The 20,630-nt window shown below is 39.8% G+C and carries 14 protein-coding genes; 3 read left to right on the top strand and 11 right to left on the bottom strand.

The features are described 5' to 3' along the window. Window position 1: 1 nt before the first annotated feature. On the bottom strand, window positions 2-1,543 hold the full coding sequence (locus RM552_RS08170) for a DUF3612 domain-containing protein (RefSeq protein WP_311368335.1): 1,542 nt from the start codon (window positions 1,541-1,543) through the stop codon (window positions 2-4). A 230-nt stretch (window positions 1,544-1,773) separates the two neighbouring features. On the opposite strand from RM552_RS08170, the gene RM552_RS08165 reads away from it, so the two are divergent. Continuing rightward, entirely contained in the window at window positions 1,774-3,993 is a 2,220-nt protein-coding gene (locus RM552_RS08165) for a malate synthase G (RefSeq protein ID WP_311368334.1), read from the top strand. A 103-nt stretch (window positions 3,994-4,096) separates the two neighbouring features. Here the strand turns inward: RM552_RS08165 and RM552_RS08160 are convergent, their stop codons facing one another. The 9 genes from RM552_RS08160 to RM552_RS08120 form a co-directional block, all read right to left on the bottom strand. Continuing rightward, complete coding sequence (locus RM552_RS08160; protein WP_311368333.1) at window positions 4,097-7,336, bottom strand: S41 family peptidase; 3,240 nt, start codon at window positions 7,334-7,336, stop codon at window positions 4,097-4,099. A 361-nt stretch (window positions 7,337-7,697) separates the two neighbouring features. After that, window positions 7,698-8,846 (bottom strand): hypothetical protein, encoded by a 1,149-nt coding sequence (locus RM552_RS08155; RefSeq protein WP_311368332.1) that lies wholly within the window; start codon window positions 8,844-8,846, stop codon window positions 7,698-7,700. 39 nt (window positions 8,847-8,885) lie between these two features. Continuing rightward, window positions 8,886-9,884 (bottom strand): N-acetyl-D-Glu racemase DgcA, encoded by a 999-nt coding sequence (gene dgcA, locus RM552_RS08150; protein WP_311368331.1) that lies wholly within the window; start codon window positions 9,882-9,884, stop codon window positions 8,886-8,888. Window positions 9,885-9,912: 28 nt separating this feature from the next. Continuing rightward, window positions 9,913-10,365 carry an early set domain-containing protein gene (locus tag RM552_RS08145; protein WP_311368330.1) on the bottom strand — a complete coding sequence of 151 codons (453 nt, stop codon included), beginning with the start codon at window positions 10,363-10,365 and terminating at the stop codon, window positions 9,913-9,915. 19 nt (window positions 10,366-10,384) lie between these two features. After that, on the bottom strand, window positions 10,385-12,487 hold the full coding sequence (gene glyS / locus RM552_RS08140) for a glycine--tRNA ligase subunit beta (protein WP_311368329.1): 2,103 nt from the start codon (window positions 12,485-12,487) through the stop codon (window positions 10,385-10,387). Further along, window positions 12,487-13,410 carry a glycine--tRNA ligase subunit alpha gene (glyQ, locus tag RM552_RS08135; protein ID WP_311368328.1) on the bottom strand — a complete coding sequence of 308 codons (924 nt, stop codon included), beginning with the start codon at window positions 13,408-13,410 and terminating at the stop codon, window positions 12,487-12,489. The genes glyS and glyQ overlap by 1 nt, the downstream gene beginning before the upstream one ends. Window positions 13,411-13,550: 140 nt before the next feature. Further along, the gene (locus RM552_RS08130) at window positions 13,551-14,036 is read right to left on the bottom strand and encodes a DUF2489 domain-containing protein (protein ID WP_311368327.1); all 486 of its coding nucleotides are present in this window, start codon (window positions 14,034-14,036) and stop codon (window positions 13,551-13,553) included. 9 nt (window positions 14,037-14,045) lie between these two features. Then, a complete protein-coding gene (yihI, locus tag RM552_RS08125) occupies window positions 14,046-14,582 on the bottom strand; it encodes a Der GTPase-activating protein YihI (RefSeq protein WP_311368326.1) in 537 nt (178 codons plus the stop codon). Between the two features lie 431 nt (window positions 14,583-15,013). Further along, window positions 15,014-15,637, bottom strand: a complete 624-nt coding sequence (locus tag RM552_RS08120; RefSeq protein WP_311368325.1) for a c-type cytochrome — start codon at window positions 15,635-15,637, stop codon at window positions 15,014-15,016. A 172-nt stretch (window positions 15,638-15,809) separates the two neighbouring features. On the opposite strand from RM552_RS08120, the gene yihA reads away from it, so the two are divergent. Together yihA and RM552_RS08110 are read left to right on the top strand one after the other, a co-directional pair. Next, window positions 15,810-16,415: a ribosome biogenesis GTP-binding protein YihA/YsxC gene (gene yihA, locus RM552_RS08115; RefSeq protein WP_311368324.1), complete on the top strand. Its 606-nt coding sequence runs from the start codon at window positions 15,810-15,812 to the stop codon at window positions 16,413-16,415. A gap of 141 nt (window positions 16,416-16,556) precedes the next feature. Continuing rightward, window positions 16,557-17,291: a choice-of-anchor E domain-containing protein gene (locus tag RM552_RS08110; RefSeq protein WP_311368323.1), complete on the top strand. Its 735-nt coding sequence runs from the start codon at window positions 16,557-16,559 to the stop codon at window positions 17,289-17,291. Window positions 17,292-17,572: 281 nt separating this feature from the next. Here RM552_RS08110 and polA read toward each other — a convergent pair whose 3' ends face one another. Next, a complete protein-coding gene (gene polA, locus RM552_RS08105; protein ID WP_311368322.1) occupies window positions 17,573-20,353 on the bottom strand; it encodes a DNA polymerase I in 2,781 nt (926 codons plus the stop codon). Window positions 20,354-20,630: the final 277 nt, after the last annotated feature.

Genomic DNA, 20,630 nt, shown 5'->3' with positions numbered 1-20,630 from the left:
ATTAATGATTAGCGGAATAGCAGCTAGGTTCGCGCGGGCAAACCGCTCCGCGTGAGCATATTAAACGAGCGTCAGACGCTATACCTCTTTCAACCCAATTAATATTCAATATGCGGGATACACTTGAAAGCTCTTGTTTGATTGCTTTAGGGATTGTAGACGAGCCACCATTTTTTACACAGGCTTTTTTCAAATCTTCAGCAATTTGCAATGCGTCGATGCCTTGCGCGCTTATTGCTGGGTTTAAGTCGATGCCTGTACACAGCACATGAGGATTGCCAGCTAGATCCTGCACATTGGTCGATTCGCAACAGTAAATTCGTGGTTCATCTTCTACGTTTAACAAAGAAATTTGCGCTGAGCTACCAATCGCGGGGGTATTAATCATTCGAAATACCGCCCAGTGTTGGCAAGGATCTTCTACTTGACGCATATTTCCCCAAGGTAGAGGAATTCCATTACCTCGATATACCGCCTTTAATTTGCCCGGTGCATATGCATCGAAGTAATGCCAATGGCGGTATGAGGATACTGCTGTCATTCGTCGCATGGCGACTGATGCCGAAACACCAACGTGTTCATGTATATCAATTTCGTAACCTTGACGATCTAGTAACTGCCTAAAGGGTACTTTAGGGCAAAGTAGCGCACCAGCAAAGAAGCTTGATTCAAAATCACGCCAAGCATGGAGTATATCTTGTGCTTTTACTGTCGACGAATCGCCACTTAATTTAAATGCTTCTGGAGTAGCGTCAAAAATGTTGTTGTTATTTTTAGGTGGGTTAGCCACTGCAAGTACGCTTTTTAGACCGTCGGTATTGTGTAATACAGCGTGGCCAATATGTACGGCTAAATCATACTTCAATCGTTTAGTACGCTTTTCTAATAGCTTATTGAGGTAGATATTGCCCGGCGGGTCAAAGTATGACGTGACTATACTGTTTTTATTCACTCCAATTGCATCGTGTGTTTTGGCGGATAATTTGGAAAACCAGGTAATGTTTAAACCCAAATTTTTCACAATCTGGAGTAGCTCCTCTACGCTCAAAGGCAGGCGCTTTTGACCTACTTCTTCGGCAGCTCTTTCAAGATCGGGGAAATGATTTTGATGATGTTCTTGATGTGCACGTATTAATAAATGTGCAAATTGACGACCACTTACACCGGTTTGCGATAGCATTTCAGGAATCGCAATTTGTAGGATTTCATTTGTGAACAAAAAACTCGGCTCTAGCGCCATCCCACTAATACCGCCCCTGCTGCCTTTAACTGGTGTAATGGATTTTTCTTCGGGGATATCGTCTAAAAACCAAGCAATTTCTTTTTGAAAAACCGCAGCGATGACTTCAAGCATGTCTTTACTCGGAACTCGTTTTCCGCGCTCGATCATCGACAAATAAGATACTGAGGGTGCCAATTCAACATCAACTCGCATACAGCGAGCCGATAAATCTTCCATCGTCAAATTGTTACGTTTGCGCAGATTTCGGATTTTTGTACCAAGCAAATGCGATTTGCGACTTAAACTTTTACTCTGTCTCATTGCTTTTTTACCTTTTGAGCTATCTTAATTTTTTACATCTTTGTTGTGTAAGCTTCTGTTTAAAAGCCTTTTAGAGCAATTAGACTTTTTCCACTTTTGTAAAATTTACATTGTGTAATTTTAATTGTGAAATTATCAGGCAATTTACACTATGCTTTCAAGCCTAGCAAAAAAAGTTACCATTTGTAATGTAATAAATAGCTCAATTAAAAAACCAGAGAGGAAATGAAATGAGTATGCCAGCGTTAAAACATCGTCAAATACATCAAGCTTTGTATAATTTCGTTAATACGGAAGTGTTACCGCTAGTGAATATTGATGTGAACAATTTTTGGCATCATTTTGAACAAATCTTGACCGATTTTACCCCTCGTAATCAGGCGCTTTTGCAGAAACGTCGACATTTACAACAACAAATAGACGCTTGGCATCAACAAAATAAAGGTACACCCGTCAGTACCCAAACCTACCAAGATTTTTTAGTAAACATTGGGTATATCGCTAATTTACCTGAAGATTTTGAGATTACAACGGACAGGGTAGATGATGAAATAGCCAAGATTGCGGGCCCACAACTTGTGGTGCCTATCGATAATGCTCGCTTTGCTTTAAACGCCGCTAATGCTCGATGGGGTAGTTTGTATGATGCCTTGTACGGAACAGACGTAATAGATAATGGCGAAAAAAACACCAGCAAAACAGATGACTACGACGCAAAACGTGGCGAAAGCGTAATTGCTTACGGAAAAGCGTTTTTAGATGAACACTTTGCATTGTCGGAGGGGTCACATAAAAACGTTAAAAATTACGTGGTTTATTATCATCACTTGTTGGCCTTTTTTGAAGATGGCACTCAGTCAGGTTTAAAAGAACCGAGTCAATTTGTTGCATTGAGTGGTCATAAATGCGCGCCCGACTCAATTGTACTTAAGAATAATGGCTTACATATAGAGATTGTTATCGACAGAAGCGCTTCGATTGGTGGCCAAGATATTACGGGTATTCAAGATATTCGCTTGGAATCTGCCATTAGCACCATTATGGATTTTGAAGATTCTGTAGCTGCGGTTGATGGCGAAGATAAAGTAAATGCATATCGTAATTGGTTAGGATTAATGAAGGGTGATTTAAGCGCTAGCTTCAATAAAAATGGTAAACAAGAAACCCGCGAGCTTCAGCCTGATTTATGTTTTACGGATGTAGACGGCGAAGATTATCTATTGCCCGGTCGGTCGTTAATGTTAGTGCGTAATGTTGGCCATTTAATGGAGAGCGATTTGAGTCAAGATGAAGATGGCCAATTTGCACCAGAAGGTGTGATTGATGGCATTATGACTAGTTTAATCGCAGTGTTAGATCTACAAAAATCAAATGGCCTTAAAAATTCAAGAACAGGCAGTGCATATATAGTTAAACCAAAAATGCATGGACCAGAAGAGGTTAGATTTACATGTGACTTGTTTGCACGCATTGAACAGATGTTAGGACTAGCAAAAAATACACTTAAACTCGGCATTATGGACGAAGAACGTCGCACCAGCGTAAACTTAAAAGCGTGTATGTTTGAAGCAAGGGAGCGCTTAGTCTTCATTAATACCGGGTTTTTAGACCGTACAGGTGATGAAATTCATACCAGCATGCAAGCTGGACCAGTTATGCCAAAAAATGACATTAAACAAGCGCCATGGATTGAGGCATATGAGACAAATAATGCGGAGTCAGGAATAGATTGCGGTTTGGTAGGGAAGGCGCAAATAGGAAAAGGAATGTGGGCAATGCCTGACGAAATGTATGCAATGATGCAACAAAAAACAGCTCATTTAATTGCTGGAGCGAGCACAGCTTGGGTCCCATCGCCTACGGCCGCAACTTTACACGCCATGCATTACCACCAAATTAGTGTGAGCGCACAACAGCAAAAAATGACAGAACGTTTGAGTCAGTACCAAAACAATCCAAGCGAACAGCATGACTATCAGGTTTCCCAACTACGGCGTCTTTTAACTCCACCACTTTTAAACGATCGCCAGTTGAGTCAGGCCGAAGTTGAATGTGAACTGGCAAACAACATTCAAGGTATTTTAGGCTATGTATCTCGGTGGGTGCAGTTAGGTATAGGTTGCTCGAAAGTGCCTGATATTAACAATATAGGATTGATGGAAGACAGAGCGACCTTACGGATTTCGAGTCAGCACATCGCCAATTGGTTGATGCATGGAATATGCAGCAAACAACAAATCGAGAAAACTTTACAGGCTATGGCAAAAGTGGTTGATGAGCAAAACGCTGGCACGGCCGGTTATCAAGCCATGTCTGAAAATTTTGCACAAAGCTTCGCTTATCAAGCAGCGCAAGAACTCATTCTTGAAGGGCATCAACAACCTAGTGGTTATACCGAACCGTTGCTTCACTATTATCGCAGATTGGCAAAGGAGTCTATATCAAGTTGATAAAAGCTTAGAGCAAGTAATACTGGGAGAGAGGGAATTCACACAACCCTCGTTTGAATGGCCACTTTTGTGGCCATTTTTTCAGTGCTTCTTATAAAACAGTTTAGCTTTGTGGAACGCGTACTGGCGGCTTAGGTTGTGGTTTTATTAATGTCGGCTTACCTTTTAGGCGATTTAGAGCTTCTTCAATTGCCTTGTTGAGCTGCGGATCTTGTCCTTGACTAGTATGTTTAGTCCATTGTTCAACATCAATATCAGGTGCAACGCCTTCATTTTCGACTTTCCATTCGCCCTGTAAATCATAAAAACCTGATCGTGGAGCAGTCATGTAACCACCGTCAATAAGTGCGGGTACGCCCCAAATACCAACTAAGCCACCCCATGTGCGTTTACCGACTAGTGGACCTAAACCATAGTATCTGAACATATAAGGTAGCATGTCGCCACCAGAACCCGACACTTCGTTGATCAGCATGACTTGCGAACCCCAAATTCCCGAACCTGGGCTCGTCATAGGTTTGGCTTGATCGAAAGGGTTATTGAAAAAACCATTTAACTCGCGGCGAAGCACATCAATAATATAATTGGCAATAAATCCACCGTGATTAAAGCGTTCGTCAAGTATTACGCCTTGTTTGTCACTTTGTGCAAAAAAGTAGCGGTTAAACCAGGTGTAGCCACCTTCTGCAGTATCCGGAATCCATACATAGGCAAGTTTGCCTTCTGATTTTTGTTCAACATAACGACGGTTCGATTCGGCCCAGTCGTTACGTCGTAAAGCGGTCTCGTTAGCAATTGGAATCAATGTGTAGGTAGAAGTGTTTTTGTTGTCCAAAGAAGCGTTGTCCGCAGAAGTACCAATCAGTATTTCGGTTTGTTTGCCAAGTGTTCCTTCAAAATAGGTATACAGGTTTTTGCTAGGGTCAATTTGCTTACCATTAACTGCTAGCAAGTAACTTCCGGGTTCTACTTTATGAGCAATATCAGCAAAAGGAGCAGACATATTTTGACTAGGGAAGTAAGTTTCCCCAGTATACAGTTTACTTATTTTTACGCCGCCTTTCGTGATTTCGTAGTCAGCCCCTAGTAAGCCTATGCTGTTACGGTCAATTTCTGGTAAGGGGCCAAAGTTTGTATATGAATGACCGACAGATATTTCACCTCCAAGGGTGTCGAGCAAATAAGTCAGATCAGCCGGATGGCTTATTGAAGTAACTAAGGGTTGATAGGTCTCGTAAACCTTATCCCAATCTGCGCCATGGAAGTTATCAACATAAAAATAGTCACGCTGAAAGCGCCATGCTTCTCTGAAAATTTGTTGCCATTCTTGGGCAAAATTAACACGTTTTTGTAGGTCCACATTAAGGTTTTTATCGTCAGGACCAGATTTAGCACTTGCGTCAAAGGCATGCCAACCTTGTTGTGAACGAAGCAAAACTGATTTTTGGGATACTCGGTAGTCTTGTACACTAGATGCAACTACTGTGGCCTTTTTATCTTCGATGGAGTAACGCATTAAATCAGTTGCCTGCTTGCCTGAAGCATCTGTAAAGCGTGATAAATAAAATAAATACCCCGACTCGCCGGCTTTAAGATGGCTGTAGTGGCCTTCATTGCCAGGCAATGGCATTACACGTGACAATAAAGCTTCACTTGCCAATGTAACGCGAATATCTGGTTTATTGTCTGCATTAGCATCATCAGCATTTTCAGTTTCGCTTGTTTCGTCGTCGGAAATAGGTAAAAAAGGCGAATCTACTTTGTTATTTACAAGTGCATAGTACAAGTTAAAAGTTGGGTCAAAGGATATCGTTGACATATCGAGCCATGCGGCATTAGGACCATGGTTAGTACTCGCCAAAAAGTAAAGTCTTTCGCCATTTTCATCCCACACAGGATAGGTTATCTCCGCTAAGCCATGACTAATTTTTTTACTCTCACGAGCAATAACATCGTATATAAAAAGCTCTCGAAACATGTTTTCATTTTGTATGGTATAAGCAACAAAATTACTGTCGGGTGACCAACTTGCCATAATGCTAGGTTCAGGGTGAGTTGTTACATTTTGTGCAATGATTTTAGTACTGCTGTTACTTGCATTAGCAATCCAAAGTTGTTGGTTTTGGTCACTAAACACTAATCGACTGTCGTCAGGAGACCAAGATAAATTTGCGTAAAAACCGTTTTCAGCTAGTTGAATTTCTTTCTCGACCTTGCCAAATTGATCGGCAATTACTAATCGATACTCCCCTGACTCATCGCTAAACCAAGCGATTTTACTGCCACCATTAGACCAAGCTGGATTGGTTTCTCGATATGCTGAAGAGTCACTTAAATTACGGACTGAGCCGTTTTCGACAGGGACGGTAAAAATATCGCCTCTAGCTGAGAAAACGGCCCGTTTACCATTAGGTGAAAAATCAAAGTGAGTGATGGCTTGAGATGCGTCTACATATTGTTCTCGCAACCAATAGAAGTTAGCATTAATGGTGATGGGAATTTTAACTGCCTTGGCATTAGGTCTTTTTAAGTAGAAATCACCTAAATATTCATATATGAGGTTTTCACCATCAATAGCGAAACTCATTATATCCCAATCATTTAACTGTGTGACTTGGCTTAAAGCTTTGGAGCGTGTTGAGTACTTAAACACATTAGTGACTTGGGATTTATTAGACAAATAATAAATGTCATCGCCATGCCAAACTGGTTCAAAATTAGCTTCATTTTCAAAGGGTAAATCTTGTTCGGATAGGTCATTAAGATCAATTATTCTTAGTGCCTGGTTTTGTCCACCCCTGTAATTTCTCCATCCTTTGTCCCAGTATCCTGGGCGTCTAAATACAACTTTATCACCACTGGCGTTAAAGGCTCCGTTATATGCTCTATTCATTGGCAAAGCGCTTGGATTTCCGCCATTCACAGGGACCGTATATAAGCGATCCCAAGAACGTGGGGCATTATTTCGCGTAGTGCGAAATAAAACAGATTGCCCATCGGGAGACCAGCCAACAGCCTCATCTTTGGAAGGATGATAAGTCAAACGAGTAACCGGACCGCCATTGACATTAACAATGTATACATCGGTATTTCCCGCATATTCTCCTGAAAAAGCAATCAAATTACCATTGGGTGATAGCTTAGGCTGATATTCTCGCCCTTGGAAATTTGTCAGCCGCTTTGCTTCACCGCCGTTTAAGGAAGTCATCCAAATATCATTAGCATAAGAAAATACCAAGGTGTTTCCTTGCAATGATGGTTCTCGCAACAGTTGCTTAGCCAATGGTTGAAAGCTTGAACAAAGCAATGCGATACTTAACAAAAGAGTGAGTCTTAAAGGCATGTTGTAAATCTTCCTTGTTATTATTAGAGGCTGACGCGTTATGCAAACTTGCTGCTGATGTAGACTAGCCACATTACTCGACAAGGTCAATTGCTGTCTTTTACTCTATATTAAGACCGCTATGATTGTTGAAGTGACTAATATCTGATTGAATGCACTTGAACACCTTAAGTCATAGGCAAAAAAGAGAGATTTAAGCTGAAAAAAATATTATTTGTATGTAGCCAGAACAAACTACGCAGGCCAACAGCTGAGGTGGTTTTTTTTGAATAAAAGGCGCTCGAAGTGCGCTCGGCGGGCTTGAATAATGATGCGGAAATCCCGCTCGGGAATGACGACGTTATTTGGGCCGATATTATCTTCACCAGGTACAAAGCGATGGGTTATCTGTAATAATGCTTTCAGCCTTTTGCTTTATGGTTTGAAAATACTCAGATTCATCTAGTATGCTTAAGTTATCTGCTAAAAAGTATGCCATTTCATCGTTAAAGGGAATGTTTAAGTCATTGAAATTAGAGGCCACTTTTTCTTCAATTTGTTTGAGGGCTTCTTTCTCACTTGAAAAATCCGTTACGTTCAATGTTTCTCTAAAGTAGTCAATTTGCAGCTCTATGCCGGCTTTTTTGGCTTCGTTTCTGCTACTGTATTTTTGCAATACTTGCCCAATTTTGAAACAACTCTCGCCACCTTTTTCATTGCAATATTTTTTTAAAACATTCAGTCCATAAAGTCTATTGCCAGTATAATTGAGCATTAGATAAGCAGAATATTTAGGTGAGCCAGTTAGCGTTAAAGCGGTATCAAAAACCTCTTGGTAATATTCAGATTGCAAATTGTCTAAGCGCACCGAGCTTGATGCTTTTTCGATAATTTCCTCGATTTTTTCAAAATCACCTTGGTTCCTATAAAAATTAATCAAAGAGAGCCAAACGCTTATGTTGTCTGAAGAGTTTTCAGCGGCCGCTGTTAGGTCTTCGTCTTTGCAAAATTCTGGCACGTCACTAGTGGCACATGCTTCAATATAAAGTTGCGTATATAAAGGAGATTCCCCATCTTCACTGGCTTCCTTTAGCAATTCGAGTTGAAGTTTTTTAGCTGGGCTGTTCCAGGGGCGATCGTCAGGGCTAGTGACCAATGAGTTGCTGACTAGCTCGTTTAAACCAGTCAATAAAAATAGTGGAAGTCTTTCCTCTAACAAGCTTGTGCTATTAATTTTATCGAATATTTGCCCTTGTAATTGCTCAAATGCGTCTTTGCATTTTGCTGTATTATCAATGTTATCTTGCGCTAGTAAGTTATTGCTTTTATTGAGTTCGACATCTAAATCAGGCTTATCAGTTGTAGGGATGAAGTCCTGTGAGGTTTTTTCAATTTCGCTCTGACCAGCTAGGGGGTCGATATTACTCGAATTGACAGTTAAATCGCTGCTTTCGTTTGAATAAACTGTCATTACTATATAAACCAGGAGTACAGCTGCAGATATAAAAACAACAAGCCACCATTTTTTCATTTCGTTTTGCCCTAGTTTCTCACTTATTCAATCGATTGCTTATCCAGTGCCCCAAAGTAAATTGGGGGGCGCAGACATGCGGCATTCCTCAAAGATAAAGCCATTTTCTCGGTCATTTGCAACTAATACGGGACCATCCAAATCGACATAATCAGCAAGCTCTGATAACAAATAAATAGGTGCCATTGCCAGTGAGCTTGCCACCATGCATCCTAGCATTATTTGTAACTTAGCATCTTTAGCTGCTTTTGCCAGTGCCAAAGCTTCACTTAAGCCACCAGTTTTGTCTAGCTTAATATTAATAGCCTGATATTTACCTATTAGTTCGGGCAGTCGTTCTGCTGTATGACAAGACTCGTCGGCACATAATGCAATAGGTGAATTAATATCTAATAAGCCAGCGTCATTGTCGGCAGGGAGAGGTTGCTCAATAAGTTTAACATTTAACTGAGTTAATTTTGGAAGCACCTTATTTAGTATTTTGATATTCCATGATTCATTTGCATCAATAATAAAATCACTGTTTGGGCATGCAGCATGGATTGCTTTCATTTTTTCGACAATATCGTTCGCGTCTAACTTTACTTTCAGCAAAGGGAGGTGACTAAGCAGTTTGGCTTCAGACTGCATTGTTTCGATACTATCTACGCTAAGGGTTTGTGCACTAAGCACCGCACTTGGTTGTTTCATGCCAAGTAATGAGATAACACTTTTATTTTCTAACTTGGCTCTAAAGTCCCACAGAGCGCAATCAAGCAAATTGCGAGCTGAGCCAGGAGGCAATAATTTAGTAAGGTTTGCTTGGTCGGCGAGTTGACTGATGTGCTGGCTTGCTTCTTCCAATTGGACAACAACCGATTCGATACTCTCGTTGTACCTAGCATAAGGAACAGCTTCTGCCCAACCAGTGAGTTTCACGTTACCAACGGAGCTGACTTCTAATACAAGTACGTGAGCATGGGTTTTTGCGCCTCTTGATATTTTGAACTCCTTTGCTAAACGGAAAGATTCAGTATACCAAGTGAAGTTTAGCGCCATAGAAGCTCCCAGGGATAAGTGGTAATTTTTACTCTTGCTTGATTATAGTTAATTCAGGTTCGTCATTATCAGATACATCGAGTATGAACTGATAAAACCCTGTTTCTGTCGGCGTAAACTGTAAGTTTAACGAATCACTAGCGCACACCAATTCAACAGTTTCCTCTAAGATCATTGGATCTGCATTGAAAGTGTTACCGCAATCTAACTCCATTGTCCAAGTCGCATCAGCCACTTTAAAATCGTAAGGTTGATTGTCTGCAATTAGCTCAATTGTGATTGCATATTGATTGCTATTAAGTTGAATGAGTTTGAAATTATCGCTCGCTTCCCACCAGTTAAATACACCTCGTAAGTACATATTTGAATAGTCTTTTACAGGCGTTGATGCGAAAAAATCCTGCGTAACAGAACTTGCACAGCCTGCTAATATTTGTAGGCTCAAGAATAAAACACCAACTTTTAAAAACGTCTTTTGCATATTTGTTGCCAACACTACATTAAAAATTAAGCACAGAAATATCTGCGACAGACAAAAACAATTTCCTAACTTGCGCAACAAGACTGATACGATTTTGTTTTACTCTCTCGTCATCAGCCATAATCATAACCTCATCAAAAAATGCATCTAAGCTAGTTTTTAACAATGATAATTGATCTAATATTTCTTGATAATTGTTGTTCTTAGCTAAGTTAGGCACCGTTTGTACTAACTTTTCAAATTCACCATAAAGGGCTTTCTCGGCTGATTCTGTAAATAGACCTGAGTTTATTTCGGTCAACTCGTCTAAGTTGATCTTATTTTTTGCTAAAATATTGGCTACCCGTTTATTTGCTTTCACTAAGCTTTCAGCATTGCTTGAATTAGCGAAATTAGAAACTGCCACTATGCGTTGGTTAATATCACTTAACGATTGTTGTGCTTCACACTCAACAACCGAGGCCACAATATCTGCACTAATGCCTTTGTCGGCATAAAAAGGTTTTAAACGATCAATCAAAAACTCAACAATTTGCTGCTCTACCAATGGATTTGACAGTTTATTTTCGTACAGTTCGGCAACTGCTGAAATAATTCGGCTTAGATTCACGTTGACATTAAACGCTAGCATAATTCGCAAGATACCAATGGCACTGCGTCGCAAAGCAAATGGGTCTTTGTCACCTTTAGGTATTTTATTGATACCAAAGATGCCGACCAAGGTATCTAGTTTTTCCGCCAACGATAACAACATACCAGCCTGGCTAGTAGGTAAGTCGTCACCTGCGAATCTTGGTAAGTACTGTTCCTTTATGGCCAACGACACGCTTGGATGTTCTCCATCATGCAAAGCATAATGAGCACCCATGATCCCTTGCACACTAGGAAATTCCATCACCATATTGCTTACTAAATCGGCTTTTGCTAATACCGCAGCACGTTTTGCATGCATGACATGTTCGCTTTCAGTGCCTGTCAGTTCACCTAAGATAGCGGTAATCTGAGCCACTCGGGTAGATTTTTCTGCAATGCTACCTAGCTCTTTTTGAAACAAAATAGTACTTAGTGCTTCTGCCTTTGATGCTAAGCTGGTTTTTTTATCGGTTTCAAAGAAGAATTTTGCATCAGATAAACGAGGGCGTATTACTTTTTGATTACCCTCTATTACTTGTTGTGGTTCTTTACTTTCAATATTCGATACAAATAAAAATGTGGACGACAATTCATTGTTCTCATCAAGCAAAGGTACGTACTTTTGGTCGTCCTTCATGGTGTAAATTAAGGCTTCTTTAGGGACGTCTAAAAAATCATTCTCAAATTTAGCCTGTAACACCACTGGCCATTCTACTAAGGATGATATTTCCTCCAATAAATCGTTATCGTAATCAGGTTTGAGCCCCAACTCCTCTGATTGCGAAAGCAACTGTTGCTCAATTGCCTGCATCCTAGTTTGATAGTCGGCCAATACATATTGATGCTTTAAAGTTTCTGCGTAATTGTCGGCGTGCGTTAATCGTATTTCGCTTTCGCCATGAAAACGATGGCCGGATATAATATTAGACGATTGAATACCTAATATCTCAATATCAATTATTTCACTACCATACATTGCACAAAGTGTATGAGCTGGTCGTATGAATTCGACATCGCTACTACCCCAGCGCATTGGCTTTGGTATTGGTAATTGCTTAAGCGCACGCTCAATAGCACCTTCTAACTGGCTATCAAGGCTTTGTCCTTTTTGGGTAGCTTTGTGTAATAACCATTCGCCTTTGTCAGTGATTAAGCGTTCAGCTTGGCTTATATCGATGCCGTTTCCACGGGCCCAACCTAAAGCCGCTTTTGTTGGTTCGCCAGCTTCGTCAAAAGCGACACTAACAGCAGGCCCACGTTTCTCGACAATAGTGTCTGCTTGTGTACGTTGACAGTGGGTTAAACTGACACCTAATCGCCTCGGTGCACCAAAAGGAATAACACTGTCAAAGCTAAATCCGAGCTTTTTAATTTCTTGAGTAAAAGCATTAACAAAGCTGTCAGTTAATTTTTTAAGTGACTTTGGTGGCAATTCTTCAGTGCCCAATTCGACGAGTAAAGTTTGGTCTTGTGAATTCAAGATAGTCATTATGCGGCTCCCGATTCATTTTTTAATGAATTAGCTAAGGGGAAGCCAAGTGCTTCACGAGAATCATAATACATTTGCGCACAGGCTTTAGATAACGCTCTTACCCGTAAAATATAACCTTGTCTTTCGGTCACAGAAATAGCATGTCGCGCATCTAGCAAGTTAAAAATATGCGATGCTTTCATTACTTGCTCATATGCCGGCAATGGCAGTTTTGCTTCTATTAGGTGTTCACATGCTTTTTCGTGCTCATCAAAACTAGCAAACAAGAAGTCAACATTGGCATGTTCAAAATTATATGCAGATTGTTCTTTTTCGTTTTGTAAAAAAACATCACCATAGGTGACTTCACCAAAAGGACCATGTGTCCAGGTCAAATCGTAAATACTGTCAACATTTTGCATGTACATGGCCAAACGTTCTAAACCGTATGTGATTTCGCCAGTTACTGGCTTACACTCGATACCGCCTACTTGCTGAAAATAAGTAAACTGAGTGACTTCCATACCATTTAGCCAAACCTCCCAACCTAAGCCCCAAGCTCCTAGTGTCGGTGATTCCCAATTGTCTTCTACAAAGCGAACATCATGCACTAATGGATCAAAGCCTAACATTTTAAGGGAACCCAAATACAACTCTTGGATATTTTTGGGAGACGGCTTCATCATGACTTGGAACTGATAATAATGTTGCAATCTATTCGGGTTTTCACCATAACGGCCATCAGTCGGCCGACGGCAGGGTTGCACATAAGCACTATTCATAGGTTCAGGCCCAAGTGAACGAAGAAAAGTCATGGGGTGAAATGTGCCTGCTCCTACTTCCATGTCGAGGGGTTGAATAATCACGCAGCCCTGTTGCGCCCAGTAGTCTTGCAGAGCCAGTATTAGCCCTTGGAATGTTTGTAAGTCGTATTTTTGCATGCCACTTCAATATTTATATAAAAAGGTTGACGAATAAATGCTTATCGAACCGATTATTATACCTTTAAACGACGAGACATGCTAAGGGCAAGATGCTTTAGTTATATAAATTTTATTCGGTTTTTAATCACAGCTCTTTTTTATTGCTTTGTTTCAAGGGCTTCGAAAATTCTTAATTGCTCAGTTTCTTTAAGGATTGCGCTCTCGTATTCGCTTTCAAATTGTTCACGCTCTTTGTCTTGTGAACGCCTTTCTTTTTTGGATAAAGCATTACGAGCCTCGTGGGTAGGATAATTTTTTACCTTATCGAACAGAGCATGTGTAGAAGGAAAGTGTTCACGATAATCGGGCAAAGGATCGAGTGGCAATGATTCAAGTAAGCGACAAATTCTAATGACACCTTCTGATAAGTCACATTGCTGTTGTTGCATAGCAAACGCAATAGTTTGAATAGAGGACTGCATTGACTCTATTCGTCTATTACGCACATGTCGCTGCTGAGTGTTTTGGTTTTTCACCATATATATTAAGCGCCCAGCATAAACACCAAGTCCAACTATAATTAAGCCACCCACAAATAAAAGAACAACAAATAGCAGGTCGAAACTTGTTGATTGAGCTTCCATATATCCCTTTTAATCTTTAAAGTCTTCGAGCTTTATTGCGTCGAGCTGGGCAAAGGGATCATCTTCAGTTTCAATTTCATCTTCTTCGCTGATGTCTATGCCTAACATTTCACATAACTCTTGGTATCGGCTAGTCAAATTATCTACGTAGATGAGTTCTGTCTTTGTCAATGCTTTGTGTTGTTGCTTTTCCAATAAGTGCTCAAGTTCCTTATTGTTTTCTATCGCTTCTAGTTCGTCCTGTGGGGTGTTATAGCGAGGTGTATCAGCAGTTGCTACAAGCTTACTTGGCTTTTTGTTGCCGGCTCTGTATTTATTAATATCAATGGGTGTCTTACTGCCAATTTTGGGGTCGACTTTTGATTTATTAGGTCGAGCATTTTCAGTTTCAGCTACTTGCTGCCGTGTTCCCGACTTATTTCCATTGCTTTTGCGACTTTTGCTAGTAAAACCAGTGCTTTTAGAACTTCTTTTAGAGCTTTGAGGCTTATCAGCCTTTGAAACTCCAATTTTCCCTACTTTACGTGTTTTTTTTGAACGTGGCATTATGTACTCTAATTGCTGTTGTAAAGCCTATGATCTGGGCTTTTTACCTAAACAAGGTGGTGATTTGGGCTAGTATACCTAAAAGGGAAGTAACAGGACAATTTCGTTGTTGGCTTGATAAGAACTTCGTATAATTTTTTTAGCGTCAAAAAAGAAAAAAGGCGATAGCGTTAACTATCACCTTAATTTAATGAGTGTCTAGTGACACCTCTCCCGTTCAAGCACATCATGTGCTTTTGTTCGTTTTAGTGTTTTACTTTTTATTATTTTTCTCAAAACAAACGAACTTGTTTTTTGGTACTCCATTACGCTTTGTTATACTTTTTTAATTCCCAGAAACTTTGTTTTTATTGGTCTTGTTCCGGAGATGTGTGAATAATACGTTAAAAAAATATTTTTACAACATTTTTAACAAGAAATTTACAAAAAAATTAATGTAAACCAGCTAAGTACTTAGAAAGTATCGTAATATCTTCGTCAGATAATTTAGCTGAAATATCCCGCATCATGCCATTTAAGTCGTTATTACGATCGCCAGACCGGAACATTTTTAATTGACTTTCGGTATATGTTGCATGTTGTCCGCCAATCGCTGGAAAGCCAGCCAAGTTCATACCTTTACCATCTGGTCCATGACACGCTATGCATGCGGTGATTCCTTTTTCAGCGTCGCCACCGCGGTAAAGTGCTTCTCCGCGCTCTATCACATCTTCAGGCGTTTCACCTATTTTCAATGTTTGCTCCGAAAAATATGCCGCAATGTCTTTCATATCTTGGTCTGACAATCCCGCTGCAAAGCCATTCATCACCAAGTTGTTTCTGCCTTCTTTACCACCAGTTTGACTGGCCAATTTAAACTCTTGAAGTTGCTTTACTAAATATCCAGCATGTTGCCCGGCAATTTTTGGATTCATGTCGAGGGCGCTGTTACCGTCAGTTCCGTGGCATGCAGCACAAGCTATCGCTTTATTTTTACCTGCTTCAGGATCACCCTCGGCAAAGACTGAGCCCATGTGAGCTAGGAACAAAGCTAAAAGCAAACAATATTTTTTCATACTTATACTCTCTAAATGTGAGGATTAATTCAGCACAATTTGTAATTGGTCGAATATTTTACACTATTAACGGCTTAATAAAACATTTCCTTGATAATACTATGTATTTACTGCAAACAAATTAACTTTTTAAGTGTAAACTTGCATTAATTTTAAGCAAGCCTAAATTTATATGTCTTATTTTACACAAGCTAAATTTTTAACTAGCGCGCCAGATATTTCGCATCTATCAACATTTAAGGGCAGCGAAATAGCCTTTGCAGGGCGTTCAAATGCGGGTAAATCAAGCGCATTAAATAAACTCACTCGCCAAAAAAACCTCGCAAGAACGAGTAAAACACCCGGTCGTACCCAGCTTATCAACTTATTTGAGCTCGATGAAACGCGTCGTTTAGTGGATTTACCAGGGTATGGATATGCGAAAGTGCCATTAAAGATGAAGGAAAAATGGCAAAAATCTTTAGGTGAGTATTTACAAAAACGCGAATGTTTAAAAGGTTTGGTCGTATTAATGGATATTCGACACCCACTAAAGGATTTAGACCAAGACCTTATTTTTTGGGCTGTTAGTGCACAACTGCCAGTATTAGTATTATTAACAAAAGCCGACAAATTAAAATCAGGCAAGCGAAATAGTCAGTTGCTAATGGTGCGCGAAGCATGTATCGCATTTAATGGCGATGTTAGGGTGCAAACGTTTTCTTCGCTCAATGGATTGGGCCTGCCAGAAACAGAAAGAATATTATCAGAATGGTTGGATATTCCTCAAACTAGATAAAAAGTTGGGCAAATAATCAAGGTTATTTGCGTTCTGAAGGTAGTAAAGTAATTTTTAATGAGGGGTTTTGCTGTTATTTCACGCATTAATAGGTGTGAGCTAGTTTTTAGTTCAACTTTTATTAATACATAAGGAAATATCATGACTTTATCCATCACACGTGCAGCGTTTGTACTCGGCCTTATTGGTTCGCTCTTGACAGCCACATTCACAGCACATTCAAGTGTTATCAGAGTAAGCAGTGACATTCTTGGAAACACAGCATCCATACAAAAATTTGATAGTAAACTTGGCACACTTAATTTTGTTAGGATTTTATATGATGTCAATGTCGGTGTAAGTAGTCTATTTCGAAACTCCAATGTTTCAGCGATTACCACGACAGTCAATAACAATAGACTAACTTTGAATGGTTTAGGCCCCGATATATTTGGGAGAACACCCCTACAAAACATATCGCTAGCTAGTGAAAATATTGAGGGTGACATAGAGATTGCTGGTGCAATCGTACTACCTTCGGGTCAAAGTTTTACAAGATTTGAATCGGTTCAATTTGACATACAATACACTACTACATACGACTCAAGAGGTATCACGAGTCGGGGCTTTTTTGGCTTCAGCACAAATCAATTTATTGGTGATGATCTGTTTGATTTTGACTTTAGTGCAAGCTTAGATTCACCCCTTACATTCACTGGTTATCAACCTTATTTGTCACTTTCTAGTGTACCTTCTATTTCAGGCTTTGTAGAAGTTGCTTACGACTATACTCCATTGGTCGTTCAAGCTTCTTCGCCACCGGTATTTTTTTTGAGCGGTATTGTACTAGTTGCAATGTTATTTCTTCGTCGTAAAAGGAATTCAGAAATGGTTTGATTGCTCAAGTGCTAAGACTGTAGCTAATTTATTAAGGATTAATTTGGTCGCCCCAATAAGCGATAATGTTCTAAATCGTGTTGCAAATATATTTAGCTGATAATACTAGAAGCTAAGACTCGGCCTTAAGGTTGGGCGTTTGTAGGTAAAAGTAAGGTTAACCAAAAAAAGAAAGGCTCCAAACTGCTATATTGGAGCCTAATTCTCAGGGAGAACAACACATTCAGGTATATAGAGCCTTGCATTGAGCAAAAGTTCAAAAAAATTAAAGAATTTCTAAATTAATGTGCTTCATCCCAATTGTCACCGATACCAGCCTCTACAACTAGGGGTACATCGAGGCTAACGCATTCTTCCATTAGCGCATTAATTTTGAGTGTGTATTCATTGACTTTTTCTTCTTTGATTTCAAAAACCAATTCATCATGTACTTGCATGACCATGATAATCGTGTCTTTTTCGACTAACGATAACATCCAGTCATTTACCACAATCATCGCCTTTTTGATTATATCGGCTGCTGTGCCTTGCATTGGCGCATTAATAGCTGCACGTTCTGCACCTGCTCTGCGCAATCCATTACTAGCGTTAATTTCTGGTAAGTATAAGCGTCGACCAAATACCGTGGTGACATAGCCTAGTTGTTTAGCACCTTCACGTGTAGATTCCATGTAAGTCAAAACACCTGGGTAGCGTTCAAAATATTTATCCATGTATGCTTGTGCATCGTAACGTGGAATATTCAATTGTTTACCAAGACCAAAAGCCGACATGCCATAAATCAGCCCAAAGTTAATTGCTTTTGCACTTCGTCTTTGGTTGTCGGTTACACTCTCTAGGGATTCACCAAACACCTCAGCGGCAGTAGCTTTATGAACATCTAAGCCTTTAGCAAAGGCATTTAATAATCCTGGGTCTTTGCTCAGATGAGCCATTATTCTTAGTTCAATCTGCGAATAATCAGCCGCTACAATCTTATATCCTGGTCGGGCAATAAAAGCTTGCCTAACTAGACGACCTTCAGTTGTTCTGATTGGAATATTCTGTAAATTTGGATCGGTCGATGAAAGCCTACCGGTTGCAGTAACTGCCTGATGATACGAAGTATGCACACGGTTTGTGCGATGATTGATCATACGGGGTAGTTTGTCGGTGTATGTATTTTTTAATTTTGTTAAGCCTCTAAATTGCATGATCAAGGCCGGTAGTTCATATTCAAGTGCTAATTCTTGTAATACTTCCTCTGCCGTAGAGGGCGCACCCTTGGGCGTCTTCTTTTTAACGGGGAGTTCTAATTTTTCAAATAATATATGTTGTAGTTGTTTAGTAGACCCCAGATTAAATGCTTCACCTGCGAGTTCGTGAACCTGTCCTTCTAGTTCAAGTATTCGAGCCGCCAAGTCTTGGCTTTGTTGAGCCAATTTCTGTGAATCTATTAATACACCTGTTTGTTCCATGCTTGCCAAAACTGACGATAAGGGAACTTCAATGTCATTTAATAATTCGCTCAAGCCTTCTTCTTTTTCTAACAAATCTACCAGAGCTGCATATAATTTAAGCGTAATGTCAGCATCTTCGGCGGCATATTTGGCTGCAGTGTCTAAATCAATTTGATTAAAGGTAATTTGCTTAGCACCTTTACCTGCTATTTCTTCAAAGCTGATTGTTTTATGGCTTAAATATTTTAGCGACAAACTATCCATATCGTGGCGGGTTGCAGTGCTATTGAGCACGTAAGACGCCAACATGGTATCGCATTTTATGCCCGCTAGTTGAATGTCGTAATTAGCTAAAACGTTTTTATCGTACTTAATGTGTTGGCCAATTTTTTTGGCTGACGTGTCTTCTAATAAAGGTTTAAGTTGAGCGATTACCCATTCTCGGTCCAGTTGTTCTGGCGCGCCAGGATAGTCGTGAGCGACCGGGACGTAATATGCACTGCCGTCAACAAAGGCAAATGAAAATCCCACTAACTCGGCTTGCATATAGTCAAGGCTAGTGGTTTCAGTATCTATTGCATAATATTCAGCTGTAGAAATTTTCTCTTTTAATTCTGCAAATTGGTTTTCACTAAACACGGTAATATATGCATCGGTATTTATCACAGCAACGCTATCGCTACTATCACTTGTGCTTTGTGCTGCTGAATCTTGGTTTTTACTCACTTGAGCAAGAGTTTCAGCATCGCTAACCTCACTTAACCATCGTTTAAATTCGAGCTCCGCAAATAACTCTCGTAACACAGGCTTGTTCATTTCATCTATGCTGAGTGATGTTAATTCTGTGTTTAAGTCTAAGTCACAGACAATGGTAGCAAGTTCATAAGATAATAAGGCTTGTTCTTTATACTCTGCCATTTTGTTGGCCATGGTTTTAGCGCCACGAAAGTTAAGTTCAGCTATTTTATCGAGATTGTCGTAAATCTCCTTTACACCACCAATACCATTTAGCATAGCCACAGCACTTTTGTCGCCAACACCGGGGACACCAGGAATATTGTCGACCTTGTCACCTTTTAATGCTAAATAATCAATTATAAGTTCTGCAGGTACGCCAAACTTGTCTACAACGCCTTTTCTATCCATGTCGGTACGGGTCATTGTATTGATGAGCGTAACATGTTTGTCTACTAACTGAGCCATGTCTTTGTCACCGGTGCTAATAATGCAATGTACACCTTCTTTTGAGGCTTGTTTGGCGAGGGTGCCGATTACGTCGTCGGCTTCTACATTGGGTTCAACTATTAGTGAAAAGCCCATTGCTTCGACTATTTTATGTAAAGGGGCAATTTGAGAACGTAATTCATCAGGCATTGGTGGCCTGTTTGCTTTGTATTCTTTATATATATCATCTCTGAATGTTTTTCCCTTAGCGTCGAATACCACTGCCATATGGGTTGGTCCATAATCTTTGACTAGTGACCTAAGCATATTAACTACGCCATATATTGCGCCAGTATCCATGCCTTTGGAGTTAGTTAACGGAGGTAATCCATGAAAGGCTCGAAACAAATAAGACGAACCGTCAACTAATACTAAAGGTGGAGAAATTTCATTGTGCATATTTTTGGTCACTTTTGATTGTTGAAACATTAAATGATTGATTATTAGACAATTTTTTAAACTTACGTTTAATTTTTGCTGTGGATAACTATGTTAGCAACTTTTTTTAGGCACAAAAAAACTACCTTAATCAAAAAGAAAAAAGTATTTAGTTGTTCAAGATTTGGAATAAAAAGATACCGAAGTTCAGCAGTTCCATTTTCTTTTACGTATTTTAAACTGGTTTGTTAACCTATTATTATTATCAGCTTGGTATCAAAGAATAACCTTTGCGGCT

Origin of the sequence: Glaciecola petra, assembly GCF_031846345.1 — a bacterium.
GTDB lineage: Bacteria > Pseudomonadota > Gammaproteobacteria > Enterobacterales > Alteromonadaceae > Glaciecola > Glaciecola petra.
Note: the sequence above shows the minus strand (reverse complement) of the source record. Positions and strands in the feature narration are given on the sequence as shown.